Annotated in this window: 14 protein-coding genes; 5 read left to right on the forward strand and 9 right to left on the reverse strand. The window is 71.3% G+C overall.

The window, feature by feature from the left end:
* Positions 1 to 133: 133 nt before the first annotated feature.
* Entirely contained in the window at positions 134 to 1,726 is a 1,593-nt protein-coding gene (locus tag ACFWB8_RS18010; protein WP_385227282.1) for a Na+/H+ antiporter, read from the forward strand.
* A gap of 22 nt (positions 1,727 to 1,748) precedes the next feature.
* On the opposite strand, the gene ACFWB8_RS18015 is transcribed toward ACFWB8_RS18010, so the two are convergent.
* A complete protein-coding gene (locus tag ACFWB8_RS18015) occupies positions 1,749 to 2,747 on the reverse strand; it encodes an SDR family NAD(P)-dependent oxidoreductase (RefSeq protein WP_385227285.1) in 999 nt (332 codons plus the stop codon).
* Positions 2,744 to 3,928, reverse strand: coding sequence for a glycosyltransferase (locus ACFWB8_RS18020; protein ID WP_385227288.1), 1,185 nt, complete (start codon positions 3,926 to 3,928; stop codon positions 2,744 to 2,746). The genes ACFWB8_RS18015 and ACFWB8_RS18020 overlap by 4 nt, the downstream gene beginning before the upstream one ends.
* 82 nt (positions 3,929 to 4,010) lie before the next feature.
* On the opposite strand from ACFWB8_RS18020, the gene ACFWB8_RS18025 reads away from it, so the two are divergent.
* Positions 4,011 to 4,700: a response regulator transcription factor gene (locus tag ACFWB8_RS18025; RefSeq protein WP_385227470.1), complete on the forward strand. Its 690-nt coding sequence runs from the start codon at positions 4,011 to 4,013 to the stop codon at positions 4,698 to 4,700.
* Positions 4,697 to 6,082 carry a sensor histidine kinase gene (locus ACFWB8_RS18030; RefSeq protein ID WP_385227291.1) on the forward strand — a complete coding sequence of 462 codons (1,386 nt, stop codon included), beginning with the start codon at positions 4,697 to 4,699 and terminating at the stop codon, positions 6,080 to 6,082. Before ACFWB8_RS18025 ends, ACFWB8_RS18030 begins: the two co-directional genes overlap by 4 nt.
* A 34-nt stretch (positions 6,083 to 6,116) precedes the next feature.
* Here ACFWB8_RS18030 and ACFWB8_RS18035 read toward each other — a convergent pair whose 3' ends face one another.
* Positions 6,117 to 7,169, reverse strand: coding sequence for a mechanosensitive ion channel family protein (locus tag ACFWB8_RS18035; RefSeq protein WP_385227294.1), 1,053 nt, complete (start codon positions 7,167 to 7,169; stop codon positions 6,117 to 6,119).
* A 65-nt stretch (positions 7,170 to 7,234) separates the two neighbouring features.
* Between ACFWB8_RS18035 and ACFWB8_RS18040 the strand changes: the two genes are divergently transcribed.
* Positions 7,235 to 7,804 (forward strand): dienelactone hydrolase family protein, encoded by a 570-nt coding sequence (locus ACFWB8_RS18040; RefSeq protein ID WP_385227297.1) that lies wholly within the window; start codon positions 7,235 to 7,237, stop codon positions 7,802 to 7,804.
* 66 nt (positions 7,805 to 7,870) lie between these two features.
* Here ACFWB8_RS18040 and ACFWB8_RS18045 read toward each other — a convergent pair whose 3' ends face one another.
* The 5 genes from ACFWB8_RS18045 to ACFWB8_RS18065 all read right to left on the reverse strand — a co-directional run bounded on the left by ACFWB8_RS18045 (position 7,871) and on the right by ACFWB8_RS18065 (position 13,737).
* Entirely contained in the window at positions 7,871 to 8,830 is a 960-nt protein-coding gene (locus tag ACFWB8_RS18045; protein ID WP_385227473.1) for a zinc metalloprotease, read from the reverse strand.
* 222 nt (positions 8,831 to 9,052) lie between these two features.
* Entirely contained in the window at positions 9,053 to 10,711 is a 1,659-nt protein-coding gene (locus ACFWB8_RS18050; RefSeq protein ID WP_385227299.1) for an alkaline phosphatase D family protein, read from the reverse strand.
* Between the two features lie 106 nt (positions 10,712 to 10,817).
* Entirely contained in the window at positions 10,818 to 11,615 is a 798-nt protein-coding gene (locus tag ACFWB8_RS18055; RefSeq protein ID WP_385227302.1) for a DsbA family protein, read from the reverse strand.
* 52 nt (positions 11,616 to 11,667) lie between these two features.
* Positions 11,668 to 12,351, reverse strand: a complete 684-nt coding sequence (locus ACFWB8_RS18060; protein ID WP_385227305.1) for a hypothetical protein — start codon at positions 12,349 to 12,351, stop codon at positions 11,668 to 11,670.
* Between the two features lie 60 nt (positions 12,352 to 12,411).
* Complete coding sequence (locus tag ACFWB8_RS18065) at positions 12,412 to 13,737, reverse strand: DUF2252 domain-containing protein (RefSeq protein WP_385227476.1); 1,326 nt, start codon at positions 13,735 to 13,737, stop codon at positions 12,412 to 12,414.
* 158 nt (positions 13,738 to 13,895) lie between these two features.
* On the opposite strand from ACFWB8_RS18065, the gene dnaE reads away from it, so the two are divergent.
* The gene (gene dnaE / locus ACFWB8_RS18070) at positions 13,896 to 17,438 is read left to right on the forward strand and encodes a DNA polymerase III subunit alpha (RefSeq protein WP_385227308.1); all 3,543 of its coding nucleotides are present in this window, start codon (positions 13,896 to 13,898) and stop codon (positions 17,436 to 17,438) included.
* Between the two features lie 111 nt (positions 17,439 to 17,549).
* Here dnaE and ACFWB8_RS18075 read toward each other — a convergent pair whose 3' ends face one another.
* Entirely contained in the window at positions 17,550 to 17,717 is a 168-nt protein-coding gene (locus ACFWB8_RS18075) for a hypothetical protein (RefSeq protein ID WP_385227311.1), read from the reverse strand.
* Positions 17,718 to 17,817 lie beyond the last annotated feature (100 nt).

The following is a 17,817-nucleotide window of genomic DNA, read 5'->3' on the forward strand; positions in this document are numbered from 1 at the left end:
GGGCTGGTTGTGAGGCGGCATCAGTCAAGATCCAGCCCCGCCGGCGTTTGAGGCGCGGGCGCGGAGCCCCGACACGGGGCCGCGCGTTTCCCACCGCGCAACGCCAAGCGCAGCGGACTGGCAGGGTGGGGGAGTGGATCAGCTTGCTCTCCTGTTCGTGCTGTTGCTCGGGGCCGTGGTCACCGTTCCGCTCGGGGACCGGCTGAGGCTGCCCGCGCCCGTGTTGATGACCATCGGCGGGGTGGTGCTCGCGCTGGTCCCGGCCGTGCCGAATGTCGACATCCCGCCCGAGTACATCCTGCCCCTCGTGCTGCCCCCGCTGCTCTACGCCTCCGTGCAGCGCACCTCCTGGAGGCAGTTCGCCGCCAATGTGCGGCCCATCCTCCTGCTGGCCGTCGCCCTGGTCTTCGTGACCACCGCCGCCGTGGCCGCCGTCGCGCACGCCGTCGTACCCGGGCTGCCCGTCGCCGCGGCCGTCGCGCTCGGCGCGCTCGTCGCCCCGCCCGACCCCGTCGCCGCCACCGCGGTCGCCGGCTCGCTCGGGCTGCCCCGCCGACTGGTGTCGATCCTGGAGGGCGAGGGCCTGTTCAACGACGTCACCGCCATCGTGCTCTACCACGTGGCCATCGCCGCCGCCGTCAGCGGCACCTTCTCCTGGCCCGACGCGCTCGGCGAGTTCGTGCTCTCCGCCGTGGTCGCCGTGGCGGTCGGACTGGCGCTCGGCTGGATCGCGAACCGGCTCATGGGGCGGCTCGGCGACGCGACGCTCCAGATCGGCCTCACGCTGCTGGTGCCGTTCGTCGCGTACGTGGTGGCGGAGGAGCTCCACGGGTCGGGGGTGCTGGCCGTGCTGACCACGGCGCTGTTCCTCGCCGAGTACGCGAACGACGCCGACGACGTGCTGGGGCGGCTCGCCGGGCACACGTTCTGGGAGGTCGTCGACATGCTCGTCACGGGCGTGGCGTTCGGGCTGATCGGGCTGGAGCTGCACAACGTGTTCGGCACGGCGGGCGGCCGCGAGTGGGAGATGGCCGGGTGGGCGGCGGTCGTCGTCGTGGTGGTGGTCGGCGTACGGCTGGTGTGGCTGCTGCCGGCGGGATGGCTGGCCAAGCGGCTGCACTCGCGCCGGGACTACGACGAGGAGATCCCGCTGAGCTGGCGGGAGTCGGTCGTGATGTGGTGGTCCGGGATGCGGGGGGTGGCCTCCGTGGCGCTGGCGCTGGCCATTCCGTTCCGTACGGACGGCGGCGAACCGTTCCCCGCGCGGGACCAGATGGTCTTCATCGCCTTCGCCGTGATCATGGCGACCCTGGTGGTCCAGGGGCTGACCCTGCCGTGGCTGGTGCGGAGGCTGGGGGTGGAGGCGGACGCCGACGCGGAGCGGGAGATCGCACGCCGGCTGGCGGTCCGCGCCGCCAAGGCCGCCAAGCGGCGGCTGAAGGAGATCGAGGAGGTGGAGGACCTTCCCGAGGACCTGGTGGAGGTGCTGTACCGCCGGGCGTACGACGTCGGGGCGAGGATCAGCCCCGACATGGTGGACGAGGAGCGGCGGGAGGCGTACGCGAAGCGGGTCGAGCGGATCCGCGACGTCCAGCGGATCCAGCGGGAGATGATGTCGGCCGCCCGCCACGAGGTGCTGTCCGCACGCAGCGAACCCGGCGCCGATCCGGAGATCGTCGACCGGGTCCTGCGTCACCTCGACGTACGCAGCCTGCGGGGCCAGTAGGCCGGGCGCCCCGCCGGGCGCCTCACACCTGGTAGCGGTCCGGGGCGAAGAGGTGGAGGTTCGCCGCGATCCAGTCCGAGGTGCGGCGCAGGCCCTCCGTCAGGGACACCTCGGGCTTCCAGCCGGCCCACTCCAGGGCGCGGGTGTTGTCCGACAGGAGCCGCTGGACCTCGCTGCCCGACGGCCGCAGGCGGCTCGGGTCCACGACGACCTCCGCGTCCCGGCCCGAGGCGGTGATCAGGGCGTCGGCGAGGGCGCCGATGGAGATCTCCTCGCCGGTGCCCAGGTTGACCACCTCGCCCAGCGCCCGGTCGCACTCCGCCACCGCGAGGAAGCCCGCGGCCGTGTCGGTCACGTAGGTGAAGTCGCGCGTCGGCGTCGTCGAGCCGAGGCGGATCTCCCGGGAGCCCGAGTGGAGCTGCGCCAGGATCGTCGGGATCACGGCGCGCGCCGACTGCCGCGGCCCGTAGGTGTTGAACGGCCGCACCACCGTCACCGGGAGCTCGAAGGCGTGGTGGAAGGAGAGCGCCATCATGTCCGCGCCGATCTTCGACGCGGAGTACGGGGACTGCGGCTGGAGCGGGTGGCTCTCGGAGATCGGGGCCGTCAGGGCGGTGCCGTAGACCTCGCTGGTGGAGGTGTGCACGAGGCGGCGCACGCCGTGGCGGCGACAGGCCTCCGCCATGTTCTCGGTGCCGGTCACGTTCGTCTGGACGTACGCGCCCGGCGAGGCGTAGCTGTACGGGATCCCGATCAGCGCCGCCAGGTGGAAGACGGTGTCGCAGCCGGCCACCGCGTCGCTGACCCGGCCCGCGTCGCGGACGTCACCCGCCCACATCTCCACCGGGCCGTCCGGATCGGCGAGGTAGCGGGCCAGGTGGCCCTTCTCGGCGTACGGCTTGTAGTGCACGAAGGCGCGCACCCGCGCACCCCGCGCCACCAGCAGGTCCACCAGCGTCGAGCCGATGAAGCCCTCGGCCCCGGTGACGAGGACAGTCCGGTCGGTCCAGTCGATGCTCATGCGTACTCCAAAGCGGTGGAAGTGAGGCCACTGACACGGAGGACCTCCGCGGCCAGCAGTTCGGCGGCCCGCGCGTGCGGACCGGGGTCGGCGGCGCCGGCCATCGCCGACAGCCGGGCCGGGTCGGCCAGCAGCGGACCGATGAGGTCCGCGAGCTGCTCGGCGGTCGTCGCCGAGTCGGGCAGCAGCAGCCCTGCGCCGGCGTCGGACAGCACCCGGGCGTTGTGGGTCTGGTGGTCGCCGGGGGCGTACGGGTAGGGGACGAGCACGGACGGGACCCCGGTCGCCGCGAGCTCCGCCACCGTCGCCGAACCGGCCCGGCACACCACCAGGTCGGCGGCCGCGTACACCAGGTCCATCCGGTCCAGGTACGGCACGGCCCGCGCGATCCGCTGCCCGCCGGAGGCCGCGAGGTCCGAGACAGTGTCCGGCAGTGTCGCCGGACCCGTCTTGACCAGCAGCTGTACGTCGTCCCGGCCCTGCCAGAGCGCGGCCAGGCCGGTCGCGGCCCGGGTGAGGCGGACGGCGCCCAGACTGCCGCCGTTGAAGACGACCAGGCGCCGCCCGTCCGGGACGCCCAGGGCCCGCCGGGCGTCGAGGCGCAGCGCCGCCCGGTCCGCGGCGGGCATCTCCGCGAGTCCCGACAGGGCCGCGGAGATCGGCATGCCGGTGGTCACTGCCCGCGCGCCGCCCGACAGGTGGGCCCGGCTGCGGTCGAAGGCGACCGCCATGTGCGGGGTGAGCCGGGCGGCGAACTGGTTGGCGCGCCCCGGCACCGCGTTGGACTCGTGGATCACCGCGGGCAGCCCCGCCAGCCGGGCCCCGAGCACGGCCGGCGCGCTCGGGTAGCCGCCCATGCCGACGACGGCGTGCGCGCCCTGCGCCCGGATCACCGACCGGGCCTGCCCCGCGGAGCGCAGCAGCGCGGCGGGCAACAGGTAGCGCTTCGCGCCCAGCGACGGATCGAAGGGGATCATGTCGACGGTGTGCAGCCGGTACCCGGCGGCCGGGATCAGCTCGGTCTCCAGGCCCCGCTCGGTCCCGATGAACGAGATCACGGCCCCCGGGACGGCGGCGCGCAGCGCCTCGGCGAGAGCGAGTCCCGGGTAGATGTGGCCGCCGGTGCCGCCCGCGCCGATCACGACGGAGAGTGGAGCCAGAGGAGTGTCTCGTGTGGTCATGGGCACACGGTCCCGGTGTGGTCTAAGAACGTTCTAAGAGGAACCGCCCGGACCCTTTGGCAGGCTTTGCGTCATGAGCGCCATGAGCAGGCAGCGGATTTTGGTGGTGGACGACGAGCCGGAGGTGCGGGCCGCCGTCGAGGACGGTCTCGCCGTGGAGGGGTACGAGGTGCGCGGGGCCGCCGACGGGCTGGCAGCGCTGGCCGAGGTGGCCGGATGGCAGCCGGACGCGGTGGTCCTTGACGTGATGATGCCGGTGCTGGACGGGCTCGGGGTGTGCCGGCAGCTGCGCGCGGTCGGTGACCGTACGCCCGTACTCGTCCTGACCGCGCTGGACTCGGTGAGCGAGCGGGTGGACGGCCTGGAGGCGGGCGCCGACGACTACCTGGTCAAGCCGTTCGCGCTGGACGAGCTGGTGGCGCGGGTGCGGGCGCTGCTGCGGCGGGCCGCACCGGACCCGGCGGGGGAGCCGGCCGCCCTGGCCTACGCCGACGTGGTCCTCGACCCCGAGACCCGCACCGGGCGGCGCGGGGAGCGGCCGCTGGAGTTCAGCCGGACCGAGGCCGCACTGCTGGAACTGCTCCTGCGCCACCCCGGCCAGGTGCTCCCGCGCGAGCTGATCCTGGAGCTGGTGTGGGGGCGGGACTTCGGTCCGGACTCCAACTCCCTGGCCGTGTACGTCGGTTACCTGCGCCGCAAACTGGAGGCGGGCGGCGAGCCCCGGCTGGTGCACACCGTGCACGGGGTCGGGTACCGGCTGGACGCGGCGTGAGCGGGCTCGGGCGGCGCCGGCTCGGCGGTGCCTGGCGCAGGCGCCGGCCGCTGCGGACCCGGCTGGCGCTGGCCACGACCGCGGCGGTGGCGCTGGTGGCCGTCGGCGTGTGCACCGCGGCCTTCTTCGTCGTACGCGACGCCCTCTACGACCAGCTCGACCTGAGCCTGACCCAGTCGGCCCGGCTCGCCGCCGGGCACAACCAGGGCGCCCCGCCGGGCACCCTGGCGGGAGAGTGCCGGTTCCTGGCCGCGCCCGCCTGCGCGGAGGTGGTGCCGGCCGACCCCGCCAAGGATCCGCGGCCGCCGGGGCAGTTGCCGGTGGCGCCCGCCGCCCGGGAGGTCGCCGCCGGCGAGCGGGCCCCGTACTACACCGACATCACCCTGGCCGGGCACCCGATGCGGATGCTGACCACCGACTTCGCCAAGGGGCGGGCGCTCCAGGTCGCGCTGCGGGCCGACACCGTGCAGGACGGGATCGCGGAGGCCGCGGGCTGGCTCGCTCTGATCGGCACGGCCGGGGTGCTGCTGGCCGCGCTGCTCGGGTACTGGGTCTCCCGTACCGGCCTCGCGCCGGTCACCCGGATCGCGGCGACGGCCGAGCGGATCGCCGCGACCCGCGATCCGCGGCACCGGATCGTACTGCCCCCGCCGGGGCGGGAGGACGAGATCACGCGGCTGGCCGGGAGCTTCAACACCATGCTGGGCGAGCTGGAGCAGTCCGTCACGGCCCAGCGGCGGCTCGTCGCGGACGCCTCGCACGAGCTGCGGACCCCGCTGACGGCGCTGCGCACGAACGCGGAACTGCTGGCGCGGGGCGAGCGGCTGACGCCCGAGCAGCGCCAGCGGGCCTCGCTCGCCCTGGGCCGGCAGCTGCGCGAGGTGACGGGCCTGGTCAACGACCTGATCGAGCTGGCCCGGGACGAGGAGCCGCAGGCGCTGGTGGAACAGGTGAGGCTGGCCGCGCTGGTGGAGGCTTGCGCGCAGTCGGCGCGGGCGCACTGGCCGGCGGTCCCGTTCCGCGTCCGGGTGGCGGGCGCGGAGACGGTGGTGGTGCCGGGGGTGCCGGCGCGGCTGAGCCGGCTGCTGGGCAACCTGCTCGACAACGCGGCGAAGTTCAGCCCCGCCGGGGCCGCCGTGGAGGTGGAGCTGACGGCCGCGGGCGGCCGGGCCGAGCTGACCGTACGGGACCACGGGCCGGGCGTCGCCGAGGAGGACCTGCCGTACGTCTTCGACCGCTTCTACCGGGCCGGCGCCGCCAGGTCCCTGCCGGGGTCGGGGCTGGGGCTGGCGATGGCCCGGCAGATCGCGCGGGCGCACGCGGCCGAGCTGACCGTGGAGCGGGCGCCGGGCGGGGGTGCGGTGTTCCGGCTGGCGTTCTGAGCGGTGGCCGGGCGCCGCCGCCGGGCAGCGCGGCTCAGGCTTGACCCGGCGGGGGCTCGGCGTCGTAGGTGGTGACCCGGGGCAGGGCGTACGGGTGGTGGGTGACCAGCCAGGTGACCATGTGCTCGCGGACCGCGCAGCGCACCTTCCAGACGTCGTCCGAGTCCTTGGCCGTCACCACCGCCCGGACCTGCATGGTGTTCGGGGTGGTGTCGGTGACGGCCAGGTTGCCCGTGCGGCCGTCCCACTCCGGGGTTTCCATCAGGATCCGCTGGAGCTCCTCGCGCATCAGGTCCATCGGCGCGCTGTGGTCCAGGTGCCAAAAGACGGTGCCCGTCATCTGCACGCCGCCGCGCGACCAGTTCTCGTACGGCTTGCTCGTGAAGTACGAGACCGGCATCGTGATGCGGCGCTCGTCCCAGGTGCGGACGGTGAGGAAGGTCAGGGTGATCTCCTCGACCGTGCCCCACTCCTTGTCGACCACCACCGTGTCGCCGATCCGCACGGTGTCGCCGAAGGCGATCTGCAGTCCCGCGAAGAGGTTGCTCAGGGAGGACTGGGCGGCGATGCCGGCGACGATGCCGAGCACGCCGGCCGAGGCCAGCATCGAGGCGCCGACCGTCCGCATCGCGGGGAAGGTGAGCAGCATGGCCGCCACCGCGACCACCACGACGACCGTGGTGACGACCCGCTGGATGAGGGTGACCTGGGTGCGGACCCGGCGGACCCGGGCGTCGTTGGGGTGGCGGGCCGCGTAGCGCGCGTAAGTGGAGTCGACGACCGCCGTCGCGATGCCGACCAGCAGCCAGGCGGTCCCGGCGATCAGGACGAGGCTGAGCGCCCGGCCCACTCCCTCCTCGTGGTCCTGGAGGATCTTCATCTGGTGGTAGGAGCCCCTGAGCAGGCCGGCGCCGAGGACCAGCTGGAAGGGCGGGCGGCAGCGCCGCAGCAGACCCCACAGGGGGGTCTCGCCGTGCCGGGCGTCGGCGCGGCGCAGCAGCAGGTCGAGCAGCCACCCGGCGAGCAGGGTGACGGCCAGGGCGCCGCCGATGACCGCGATCGGGCGCAGTACGGAGTCCGTGTCCATGGGCTCCAACGTAACCGGAAGCCGCCCGGGTACTCGGGCGTTCGGCAACTGGCACGATGGGAGGCATGAACATCATGCTCTTCCATTCGACGTACGGCCTGCGGCCCGCCGTGCAGGAGGCGGCCGACCGGCTGCGCGCGGCCGGTCACGTGGTCCACGTACCGGACCTCTTCGAGGGACGCACCTTCGAGACGGTCGAGGAGGGCATGGCCCACCAGGACGAGATCGGCCGTGACGAGCTGCTCAAGCGGGCGGTGCTGGCCTCCGCCCCGTACTCCGACCAGGGTCTGGTCTACGCCGGCTTCTCCTTCGGCGGCTCCGTCGCCCAGCACCTGGCGCTGGCCGACGAGAAGGCGCGCGGGCTGCTGCTCCTGCACGGGACGGCCGACCTGGAGGACGGCGCCTCGGTGGACGACCTTCCGGTGCAGCTGCACATCGCGGACCCGGACCCGTTCGAGCCGCACGACTGGCTGACCGCCTGGTACCTGCGGATGCAGCGGGCCGGGGCCGATGTGGAGGTCCACAGCTACCCGGGGGCCGGGCACCTGTTCACCGACCCGGGTCTGGACGACTACGACGCGCAGGCCGCCGAGCAGACCTGGACGGTCGCACTGGCCTTCCTCGACAGCATCTAGGCGCGGGAGCAACGGGGTGGGGCCCGGTCCGGCAGGAGAGTGCCGGACCGGGCCCCTTCGCGTGCGTCAGGCGCGGTACGCCGTCCACATGCTCTTCATGCGGGACACCTGGCCCGCGGTGAACTGGTACATGCAGGAGTCGTACGTGTAGTCCATGAAGTTGTGGATCGGGTCCGCGCCCGGGGCGGTGCAGGTGTCACGGCCGGTGGGGCACTCGAAGGCCGCGCTCTTCTCGGCCGGGGTGTCGGAGACGGAGTCACCGCTGCCCGAGCAGCCGCCCTGGAAGGTGTGGTAGAGCCCGAGCCAGTGGCCGACCTCGTGGGTGGCGGTGTCGCCCTCGTTGTAGTTGGCGGCGGAGCCGCCGGGGATCGAGGAGTTGAGGATGACCACGCCGTCCATCTTGGGCTGGGAGGCGTAGGAGCTGGGGAAGGTGGCCCAGCCGAGCAGCCCGCCGCCGAGGTTGGCGGTGTAGAGGTTCAGCGCGTTCTTCCCGCCCTTGCGCAGGGCGTTCTTCATGTTCTTCTCGGCCGTGGTGCCGTCCGAGACGTTGTACCAGGTGGCGTTGTCCGTGTAGTCGGTCCCGGCGAGGCTGAACTGGAAGCCCGAGTCCACGTTTCCGGAGCCCTGACCGGCGTACGCGGAGTTGAGGACCGAGATCTGGCTGTTGATCTGCGCGGCCGTCAGCTTCCCGGTGGTGCCGGAGGTGATGACGTGCACGTACACGGGGATGGACGTGGTGGCCGCGGCCACGGCCGAGCCGGCGAGCTGGCGCTCGTGCCACGCGTTGGCCTGGGACGTCTTCTTCGCCAGGTCGGCGTCCATGGCCTTGACCTGGTCCGCGGTGACCTCGTTCGGGTCGGCGGAGTGCGCGTCCTTGGGGCGGGCGACCCGGGCGTTGGCGGCGGCGCCGCCGGTGGCCTGTTCGGCACAGGCCTCGGCGGGGGTCTTGACGGGGGCGGCGGCGACGGTCGTGGGGGCCGTCAGCGGCGCGAACGCCAAGGTGCCCGCGACGAGCGCGGAGCCCATGATGCGGCGACGGAGCAGGGGGGATATGCGGGCAGCAGCGCGCACGTTGACTCCTCGGAAGCGTGGTGGGGGCGGAGGTTTTTCCTCACGCTGGCGCGAAGCTTACGTGTCCATGTCATTCAATCCGCAAGTGTCTGGAAGTAAAAGATTTGTTGCCGATGTTGAAGATGGGGCGCCTGGTCTGCACCAAGCGCCCCATCGGACAAGAGATTTGACGCTGGATCAGCGCACCGGCTGGTCGGCCCGTTCCACCTTCTGGGAGCCGTTCAGCGTGCGGTACGAGCGCTCCCAGCGGGTCGTCGCGTCCTGCCGCCGCTTGTCGGAGACGACGTAGTAGTCCATCTGCGAGCGCTCGGCCGTCACGTCCAGCACGCCGTACCCGTGGGCGTCCATGTCCAGCCACTTCACGTGCCGGTTGGCGGCCTTGATCGCCGTCTCGGCCACCAGCGAGGCCGTGTCCGCCGGTACGTGCAGCATCTCGTCGATGTTGTCGGAGGTCACCGAGGTCACCACGAACTCCACGCCCGCGGACCGCGACCACGGGTAGGTGGCCGCCGTCACCGGGACGTCGTTCGCCCACGCCATGTGGATGTCGCCGGTCAGGAAGACGGTGTTGCGGATGCCCCGGTCCGTCAGGTGGCCCAGCAGCTCCTTGCGGTCGTCCGTGTACCCGTCCCACTGGTCCACGTTGATCGCGATGCCGCCCTTGGGCAGGCCGAGCAGCTCCGCGAGCGGCTCCAGCAGGTGTGCCGGGAGCGAGCCGAAGGCCACCGGCGAGATCATCACCGAGGTGCCGACCAGCTTCCAGGTCGCCTGCGAGGCCGCCAGGCCGGCCTTCAGCCAGTCCAGCTGGGCCCGCCCGGTGATGGTGCGCTCCGGGTCGTCCACCTTGCCGCTGCCGACCCCGACCTGCTGCGAGCGGAAGGTGCGCAGGTCCAGCAGGTGCAGGTCGGCGAGGGTGCCGAAGCGCAGCCGCCGGTAGACGGTGCCCTCGGTGGAGGTGCGGACCGGCATCCACTCGAAGTACGCCTGGCGGGCGGCGGCCGCGCGGGCCGCGAAGTCGCCCTCGGTGCCCGGCGTGTGGTTCTCGGCGCCGCCGGACCAGGTGTCGTTGGCTATCTCGTGGTCGTCCCAGATGGCGATCATCGGGTGCGCGTGGTGCAGGGCCTGGAGGTCGGCGTCCGTCTTGTACTTGCCGTGCCGGGTGCGGTAGTCGGCCAGCGTGAGGATCTCGTGGGCCGGCTCGTGGCGGCGTACGACGTACTTGTCCTCCGGGTAGCCCCCGGTCTGGTACTCGTAGATGTAGTCGCCCAGGTGCAGGACCGCGTCCAGGTCGCCGCGCGCGGCCAGATGGCGGTACGCCGAGAAGTACCCCGACTCCCAGTTGGCGCAGGAGACCACGCCGAAGCGCACCCCGGGGGTCGCGGCCTCGGCGGCCGGGGCGGTACGGGTGCGTCCGACCGGGGAGAGCGTGGTGCCCGCGGTGAAGCGGTACCAGTACGAGGTCTGCGGCCGCAGCCCGCGCACGTCGGCCTTGACCGTGTGGTCGGAGGCGGCGGAGGAGCTGACGGAGCCGGTGGCGACGATCCGGGAGAAGCCCTTGTCCTCGGCGAGCTCCCAGGTCACCAGGGTGGATGCGCCCTTGCCCGAGCCGGGTACGGCCTCGGCGGCGGGGGTGACGCGGGTCCACAGCAGGATGCCGTCGGGCAGCGGGTCGCCGGAGGCGACGCCGTGCAGGAAGGCGGGGGCGCTCTCGGCGGCGTGGGCGGTGGTGGCGCCCAGCGCGGCCATCGGGGCGAGCGCGGCCGTGGCCGCCGCGGCCAGGACGACCGAACGGCGGCGCGGCGACGAGGCGGTGGAAGAGGAGAGTTGACTGGTCACGGGCGGTCATATTACTGATCGGTATATGCGCGGGTACAGCCCTGTGAAAGCAACGGACGGGCGAACTTTGGGAGTTCGCCCGTCCGTTTGTGCGCGTGGGAGTGGATCAGCCGGCGATGGCCTTGTCGATCGCCGTCGTGAACTGCTCGACCGACTGCGGCAACGGGTCGATCTTCTTGCCGTCCATCTTCAGCGACGGGGTGCCCTGGACGCCGCTCTTGTCGAAGACCTTCGACATCTCGATCGCCCAGCGGTTGTAAGTGCCGTCCTCGACGGCCTTCTTGAACTCGGCGTTGCCCTTGAGCGCCGGCACCTCGTCCGCGATCTTCAGCAGGTAATCGTCCTTGCCGAACTTGTCGTCCTTCTCCTCCGGGTGGTTCGTCGCGGAGTAGAGGGCCGTCTTGTACTCGAGGAACGCGTCCGGGCTGACGTTCAGCGCCGCGCCCAGCGCGCTCAGCGCGTTCTTCGAGCCGGAGCCGCCGAAGCCCTTGTCGAGGAAGGTGGCGCCGATGTACTGGATCTTGTACTTGCCCGCGTCGAGGTCCTTCTTGACCTGCGAGCCGATGGTCTGCTCGAAGGTCGCGCAGACCGGGCAGCGCGAGTCCTCGTACAGCTCCAGGGTCTTCTTGGCGTCCGCCTTGCCGAGGACGACGGTCGTGCCGTTCTCGCCGGTGGTGTTCTTCGGCTGGACGAGGGCGGCGTCCGCGGCCTTCTCCCACTTGCCGGGCTGGTTCGCCTGGACGACCAGGTAGCCGACGCCGCCGGCCAGTGCGAGGGCCGCGACGACGCCGCCGGCCACGAATATCTGCCGGCGGACCCGGGCCTTCTTGGCCTGCTGCTCGCGCTCGGCGCGCAGCCGGTCGCGGGCCGCCGCCTTGTTCGCCTGGCTGTTGCGTGCGCTCATCGTGTTCTCCGTTGGGTGTGACTGGGGTGAAGGGGGGGACTGCTGCCGTACGTCAGGCGCTCGCCAGAGCGCCGCGTACGGGAGGTCCCCGCCGTCCCACGGAGTGCGCGGGGAACCGGGTACGGGCCCCCGCGCCCGGGGGCGCCGGCCGCGCCACCCGCCGCGCCGGACCGCAGGCCGCCGCGGCCGCGACCAGCAGCAGCGGACGGAACGCGAAGGCGGCCACCGCGCGCAGCAGCTGCCCCAGCGCGCGCTCCCCGTGCCGCAGCCACACCGCGGCCAGCAGCCCGACCGAGACGTGCGCGCCCAGCAGCAGCCAGGGAGTCCACGGCCCGGACGCGGCCAGCAGCGCCACCGGATCGGCGGCGGGCCCGGTCACCTCGGCCAGCGGGCCGCCCACCGGCGTACCGCCGCACAGCTCGGCCAGGCCCAGGGCGCGCAGCGGACCCGAGACGGGACCGCCCGCCGGGCCGTAGCAGACGTGCTGGCCGGCGGTGAAGACGGTGTCGGCGGCCAGCTCCAGCGGCACGAGCAGGCCGGCGATGGGGCCGAGGCCCCGCTCGCGGCCCGCGAGCGCGTAGGCGATCACGAACATGGCGGCGAAGGCGCCGCCCACCAGCAGGGGAGGCAGCGGCACCCGGGACATGAGGACGTGCGAGCCGGCCGAGAGCAGCACGACGAGCGTGCTGAACAGCGCGGCTCGCAGCCCTCTCGGTCCCGCCCCTGATATGTCCATCGCGGCGAGTCTGCCATGCGTCCCTGTGAATCCGGGGCCTGGGTCCCGGGCAGGCTGGAACTAGGACATGATCCGGCCGTTGCGGAAGAGGTCCACGAAGATCTGGTGGTCGGCGCGGGCCCGCGCCCCGTAGGCGTGGGCGAAGTCCACGAGCAGCCGCGCGAAGCCCTCCTCGTCGGCGGCGATCGCCGCGTCGATGGCCCGCTCCGTGGAGAAGGGGACCAGGGTCTGCCCGCTCTCGTCCGCGTCGGCGGCCCCGTGCATGGTCGCCGTCGCCCGGCCCAGGTCCGCCACGACGGCCGCGATCTCCTCCGGGTCGTCCAGGTCCGACCAGTCCAGGTCCACCGCGTACGGCGAGACCTCCGCCACCAGCTGCCCGGACCCGTCCAGCTCCGTCCAGCCCAGCCACGGGTCCGCATGCGCCTGCAGCGCCCGCTGGGAGATGACCGTGCGGTGACCCTCGTGCTGGAAGTAGTCCCGCACCGCGCGGTCGGTGATGTGCCGCGACACCGCAGGGGTCTGCGCCTGCTTGAGGTAGATCACGACGTCGTTCTCCAGGGCGTCGCTGTGCCCCTCCAACAGGATGTTGTACGAGGGCAGGCCGGCCGAGCCGATCCCGACCCCGCGCCGGCCCACGACGTCCTTGACGCGGTAGGAGTCCGGCCGCACCAGCGACTCGTCGGGCAGGGTCTCCAGGTACCCGTCGAAGGCGGCCAGCACCTTGTAGCGGGTGGCCGCGTCCAGCTCGATCGTGCCCGCGCCGGGCGCGAAACGGCGCTCGAAGTCCCGTATCTCCGTCATCGAGTCCAGCAGGGAGAAGCGGGTGCGCGAGCGGGCCGAGCGCAGGGCCGCCAGCAGCGGGCCCTCGGCGGTGTCCAGGGTGAAGGAGGGGACCTCCTCGACCTTGGCGCCGGTGGCCAGGCGGTGGATCCGCTCCCGGTAGGCGCCGGCGTAGACCCGCACCAGCTCGCTGATCTGCTCGTCGCTGAGCGCCTTGGTGTAGCCGATCAGGGCGACGGAGGCGGCGAACCGCTTCAGGTCCCAGGTGAAGGGGCCGACGTAGGCCTCGTCGAAGTCGTTGACGTTGAAGATCAGCCGGCCGTTGGAGTCCATGTACGTGCCGAAGTTCTCGGCGTGCAGATCGCCGTGGATCCACACCCGGCCGGTGCGCTCGTCCAGGTACGGGCCGCCGTGCCGGTCGCGCTCCAGGTCCGCGTAGAAGAGGCAGGCCGTGCCCCGGTAGAAGGCGAAGGCGGAGGCCGCCATCTTGCGGAATTTGACCTGGAAGGCGGCGGGGTCGGCGCTCAGCAGATCACCGAAAGCGGTGTCGAACACGTCGAGTATCTGCTCGGCGCGCTGTTCGTTCGTCGTCTCGGGAACCGCCATGGCGGGTGCCTCCTGGTGGCGCGGGGTGGATCGCATTGCGGACGGGGTCCTTGGGTCTGCAACGGATGAAGGTACCCCCTCGGTGCCCGTGATCTGTCACCCGGGAGACGTAGGATTCAGAGCTGCCACCCCTCTCTCCCCTCCGGAGGACCCCCACCGTGACCAAGCCGCCGTTCACGCACCTGCACGTCCACACCCAGTACTCGCTGCTGGACGGTGCCGCGCGGCTGAAGGACATGTTCAACGCGTGCAACGAGATGGGCATGACGCACATCGCCATGTCCGACCACGGCAACCTGCACGGCGCCTATGACTTCTTCCACAGTGCGAAGAAGGCCGGGGTCACCCCGATCATCGGCATCGAGGCGTACGTCGCCCCCGAGTCCCGGCGCAACAAGCGCCGCATCCAGTGGGGCCAGCCGCACCAGAAGCGCGACGACGTCTCCGGCTCCGGTGGTTACACCCACAAGACGATCTGGGCGGCGAACGCCACCGGCCTGAACAACCTCTTCCGGCTGTCCTCCGACGCGTACGCCGAGGGCTGGCTCACCAAATGGCCGCGCATGGACAAGGAGACCATCAGCAAGTGGTCGGAGGGCCTGATCGCCTCCACCGGCTGCCCGTCGGGCGAGCTCCAGACCAGACTGCGCCTCGGCCAGTTCGACGAGGCCCTGAAGGCCGCCTCCGAGTACCAGGACATCTTCGGCAAGGGCCGGTACTTCCTGGAGCTGATGGACCACGGCATCGAGATCGAGCGCCGGGTCCGCGACGGCCTGCTGGAAATCGGCAAGAAGCTCGGCATCCCGCCCCTGGTGACGAACGACTCGCACTACACCTACGCGAGCGAGGCCGGCGCGCACGACGCCCTGCTGTGCATCCAGACCGGCAAGAACCTCTCGGACCCGGACCGCTTCCGCTTCGACGGCACCGGCTACTACCTGAAGTCCACGGACGAGATGTACGCCATCGACTCCTCGGACGCCTGGCAGGAGGGCTGCGCCAACACGCGGCTGGTCGCGGAACAGGTCGAAACCGAAGGCATGTTCCAGTTCCGGAACCTGATGCCGAAGTTCGACATCCCGGACGGCTACACCGAGGTCACCTGGTTCCGCGAGGAGACCATGCGCGGCATGGAGCGCCGCTACCCGGGCGGCATCCCGGACGACCGGATGAAGCAGGCCGAGTACGAGATGGACACGATCATCTCGATGGGCTTCCCGGGCTACTTCCTCGTGGTCGCCGACTTCATCATGTGGGCCAAGAACCAGGGCATCGCGGTGGGCCCCGGCCGAGGCTCCGCGGCCGGCTCGATCGTCGCGTACGCCATGGGCATCACCGACCTCGACCCGATCACCCACGGTCTGATCTTCGAGCGCTTCCTGAACCCCGAGCGCGTCTCCATGCCCGATGTCGACATCGACTTCGACGAGCGTCGGCGCGTCGAGGTGATCCGGTACGTGACCGAGAAGTACGGCGCCGACAAGGTCGCCATGATCGGCACGTACGGCACCATCAAGGCCAAGAACGCGATCAAGGACTCCGCGCGCGTCCTGGGCTACCCGTACGCCATGGGCGACCGGCTCACCAAGGCCATGCCCGCCGACGTCCTCGGCAAGGGCATCCCGCTCTCCGGCATCCTCGACCCCACGCACCCCCGCTACGGCGAGGCCGGCGAGATCCGCGGGATGTACGAGAACGAGCCCGACGTGAAGAAGGTCATCGACACCGCCCGCGGTGTGGAGGGCCTGGTCCGCCAGATGGGCGTCCACGCCGCCGGCGTGATCATGTCCAGCGAGACGATCACCGACCACGTACCCGTCTGGGTGCGGCACTCCGACGGCGTCACCATCACCCAGTGGGACTACCCGAGCTGCGAGTCGCTCGGCCTGCTGAAGATGGACTTCCTCGGCCTGCGCAACCTCACGATCATGGACGACGCCGTCAAGATGGTGAAGGCCAACAAGGGGATCGACATCGATCTCCTGGCCCTCCCGCTCGACGACCCCAAGACCTTCGAACTGCTCGGCCGCGGCGACACCCTCGGCGTCTTCCAGTTCGACGGCGGGCCCATGCGCTCCCTGCTGCGCCTGATGAAGCCCGACAACTTCGAGGACATCTCCGCCGTCTCGGCCCTGTACCGGCCGGGCCCGATGGGCATGAACTCGCACACGAACTACGCCCTGCGCAAGAACAAGCAGCAGGAGATCACCCCGATCCACCCGGAGCTCGAGGGGCCGCTCGAAGAGGTGCTCGCGGTCACCTACGGACTGATCGTCTACCAGGAGCAGGTGCAGAAGGCCGCCCAGATCATCGCCGGGTACTCCCTCGGCGAGGCCGACATCCTGCGCCGCGTGATGGGCAAGAAGAAGCCCGAGGAGCTGGCGAAGAACTTCGTCATCTTCGAGGAGGGTGCGAAGAAGAAGGGCTTCAGCGACCAGGCGATCAAGGCCCTGTGGGACGTCCTGGTCCCCTTCGCCGGCTACGCCTTCAACAAGGCCCACTCGGCCGCGTACGGGCTGGTCTCCTACTGGACCGCCTACCTCAAGGCGAACTTCCCGGCCGAGTACATGGCCGGTCTGCTCACCTCGGTCAAGGACGACAAGGACAAGTCCGCGATCTACCTGAACGAGTGCCGGCGCATGGGCATCAAGGTGCTCCCGCCGAACGTGAACGAGTCGGAGCCGAACTTCGCCGCCCAGGGCGACGACGTGATCCTCTTCGGCCTCACCGCGGTGCGCAACGTCGGCCAGAACGTCGTCGAGTCGATCATCAAGACCAGGAAGGCCAAGGGGAAGTACTCCTCCTTCCCCGACTTCCTGGACAAGGTCGAGGCCGTCGTCTGCAACAAGCGGACCGTCGAGTCGCTGATCAAGGCCGGCGCCTTCGACGAGATGGGCCACACCCGCAAGGGCCTGGTCGCCCACCACGAACCGATGATCGACAACGTGGTGGCGGTCAAGCGCAAGGAGGCCGAGGGCCAGTTCGACCTCTTCGGCGGAATGGGTGACGAGACCGCGAGCGACGAGCCGGGCTTCGGCCTCGACGTCGAGTTCTCCGATGTCGAGTGGGAGAAGTCCTACCTCCTCGCCCAGGAGCGCGAGATGCTCGGCCTCTACGTCTCCGACCACCCGCTCTTCGGCCTGGAGCACGTGCTCTCCGACAAGACGGACGCCGGAATCTCCCAGCTCACCGGCGGCGAGCACTCCGACGGCGCCGTGGTCACCATCGGCGGCATCATCTCGGGCCTCCAGCGCAAGATGACCAAGCAGGGCAACGCCTGGGCCATCGCCACCGTCGAGGACCTGGCCGGCTCCATCGAGTGCATGTTCTTCCCGGCCACCTACCAGCTCGTCTCCACCCAGCTGGTCGAGGACACCGTCGTCTTCGTCAAGGGCCGCCTCGACAAGCGCGAGGACGTCCCCCGCCTGGTCGCCATGGAGATGATGGTCCCCGACCTGACCTCCGCCGGGACCAACGCCCCGGTCGTCCTCACCATCCCGACCGTCAAGGTCACCCCGCCGATGGTGACCCGTCTGGGGGAGATCCTGCGCCACCACAGGGGCAACACCGAGGTGCGGATCAAGCTCCAGGGGCCGCGCACCACCACCGTGCTGCGCCTCGACAAGCACCGGGTCCAGCCCGACCCGGCGCTCTTCGGCGACCTCAAGGTGCTGCTCGGGCCGTCCTGCCTGGCCGGATAGCACCGCCGGCGCCATGTCGCGCCGTACGCGAAGACGCCGTGGAGGCCGTACGCGAAGAGGGCGCGCCCGGGGATCCGGGCGCGCCCTCCTCGTACCGCTCGCGGAGGCGCGTCAGTTGTGGCCGAACCGCTTCGACTTGCCCTTGCGGGCCATGTCCATCGGGCTCGGGGACTGGGACGTCGACTCGGGCGAGGATTCCGTCGAACCCTTCGACAGGTCCTGCTGCGGCGAGCGGGCCTGCTGCTTCTGCGGCTGCTTCTGGTTCTTGTTCTTGGCCATGGTGGAGCCTCCGTGAGGGTCTAGGGGCCAGGACCGCCTTCACACTCACACAGCGCCATAAACGGCGCATTTTGGATCATTACTGCGCGTAGCCGACGGT

It is taken from the genome of Streptomyces sp. NPDC060031 (assembly GCF_042736805.1).
Classification (GTDB): domain Bacteria; phylum Actinomycetota; class Actinomycetes; order Streptomycetales; family Streptomycetaceae; genus Streptomyces.

Coding starts and splice junctions, on each gene's coding strand:
- ACFWB8_RS18015 (WP_385227285.1), bottom strand. CDS start 2,747: ATGAGCATCGACTGGACCGACCGGACTGTCCTCGTCACCGGGGCCGAG.
- ACFWB8_RS18020 (WP_385227288.1), bottom strand. CDS start 3,928: ATGACCACACGAGACACTCCTCTGGCTCCACTCTCCGTCGTGATCGGC.
- ACFWB8_RS18025 (WP_385227470.1), top strand. CDS start 4,011: ATGAGCAGGCAGCGGATTTTGGTGGTGGACGACGAGCCGGAGGTGCGG.
- ACFWB8_RS18035 (WP_385227294.1), bottom strand. CDS start 7,169: ATGGACACGGACTCCGTACTGCGCCCGATCGCGGTCATCGGCGGCGCC.
- ACFWB8_RS18040 (WP_385227297.1), top strand. CDS start 7,235: ATGAACATCATGCTCTTCCATTCGACGTACGGCCTGCGGCCCGCCGTG.
- ACFWB8_RS18045 (WP_385227473.1), bottom strand. CDS start 8,830: ATGGGCTCCGCGCTCGTCGCGGGCACCTTGGCGTTCGCGCCGCTGACG.
- ACFWB8_RS18055 (WP_385227302.1), bottom strand. CDS start 11,615: ATGAGCGCACGCAACAGCCAGGCGAACAAGGCGGCGGCCCGCGACCGG.
- ACFWB8_RS18060 (WP_385227305.1), bottom strand. CDS start 12,351: ATGGACATATCAGGGGCGGGACCGAGAGGGCTGCGAGCCGCGCTGTTC.
- ACFWB8_RS18065 (WP_385227476.1), bottom strand. CDS start 13,737: ATGGCGGTTCCCGAGACGACGAACGAACAGCGCGCCGAGCAGATACTC.
- ACFWB8_RS18075 (WP_385227311.1), bottom strand. CDS start 17,717: ATGGCCAAGAACAAGAACCAGAAGCAGCCGCAGAAGCAGCAGGCCCGC.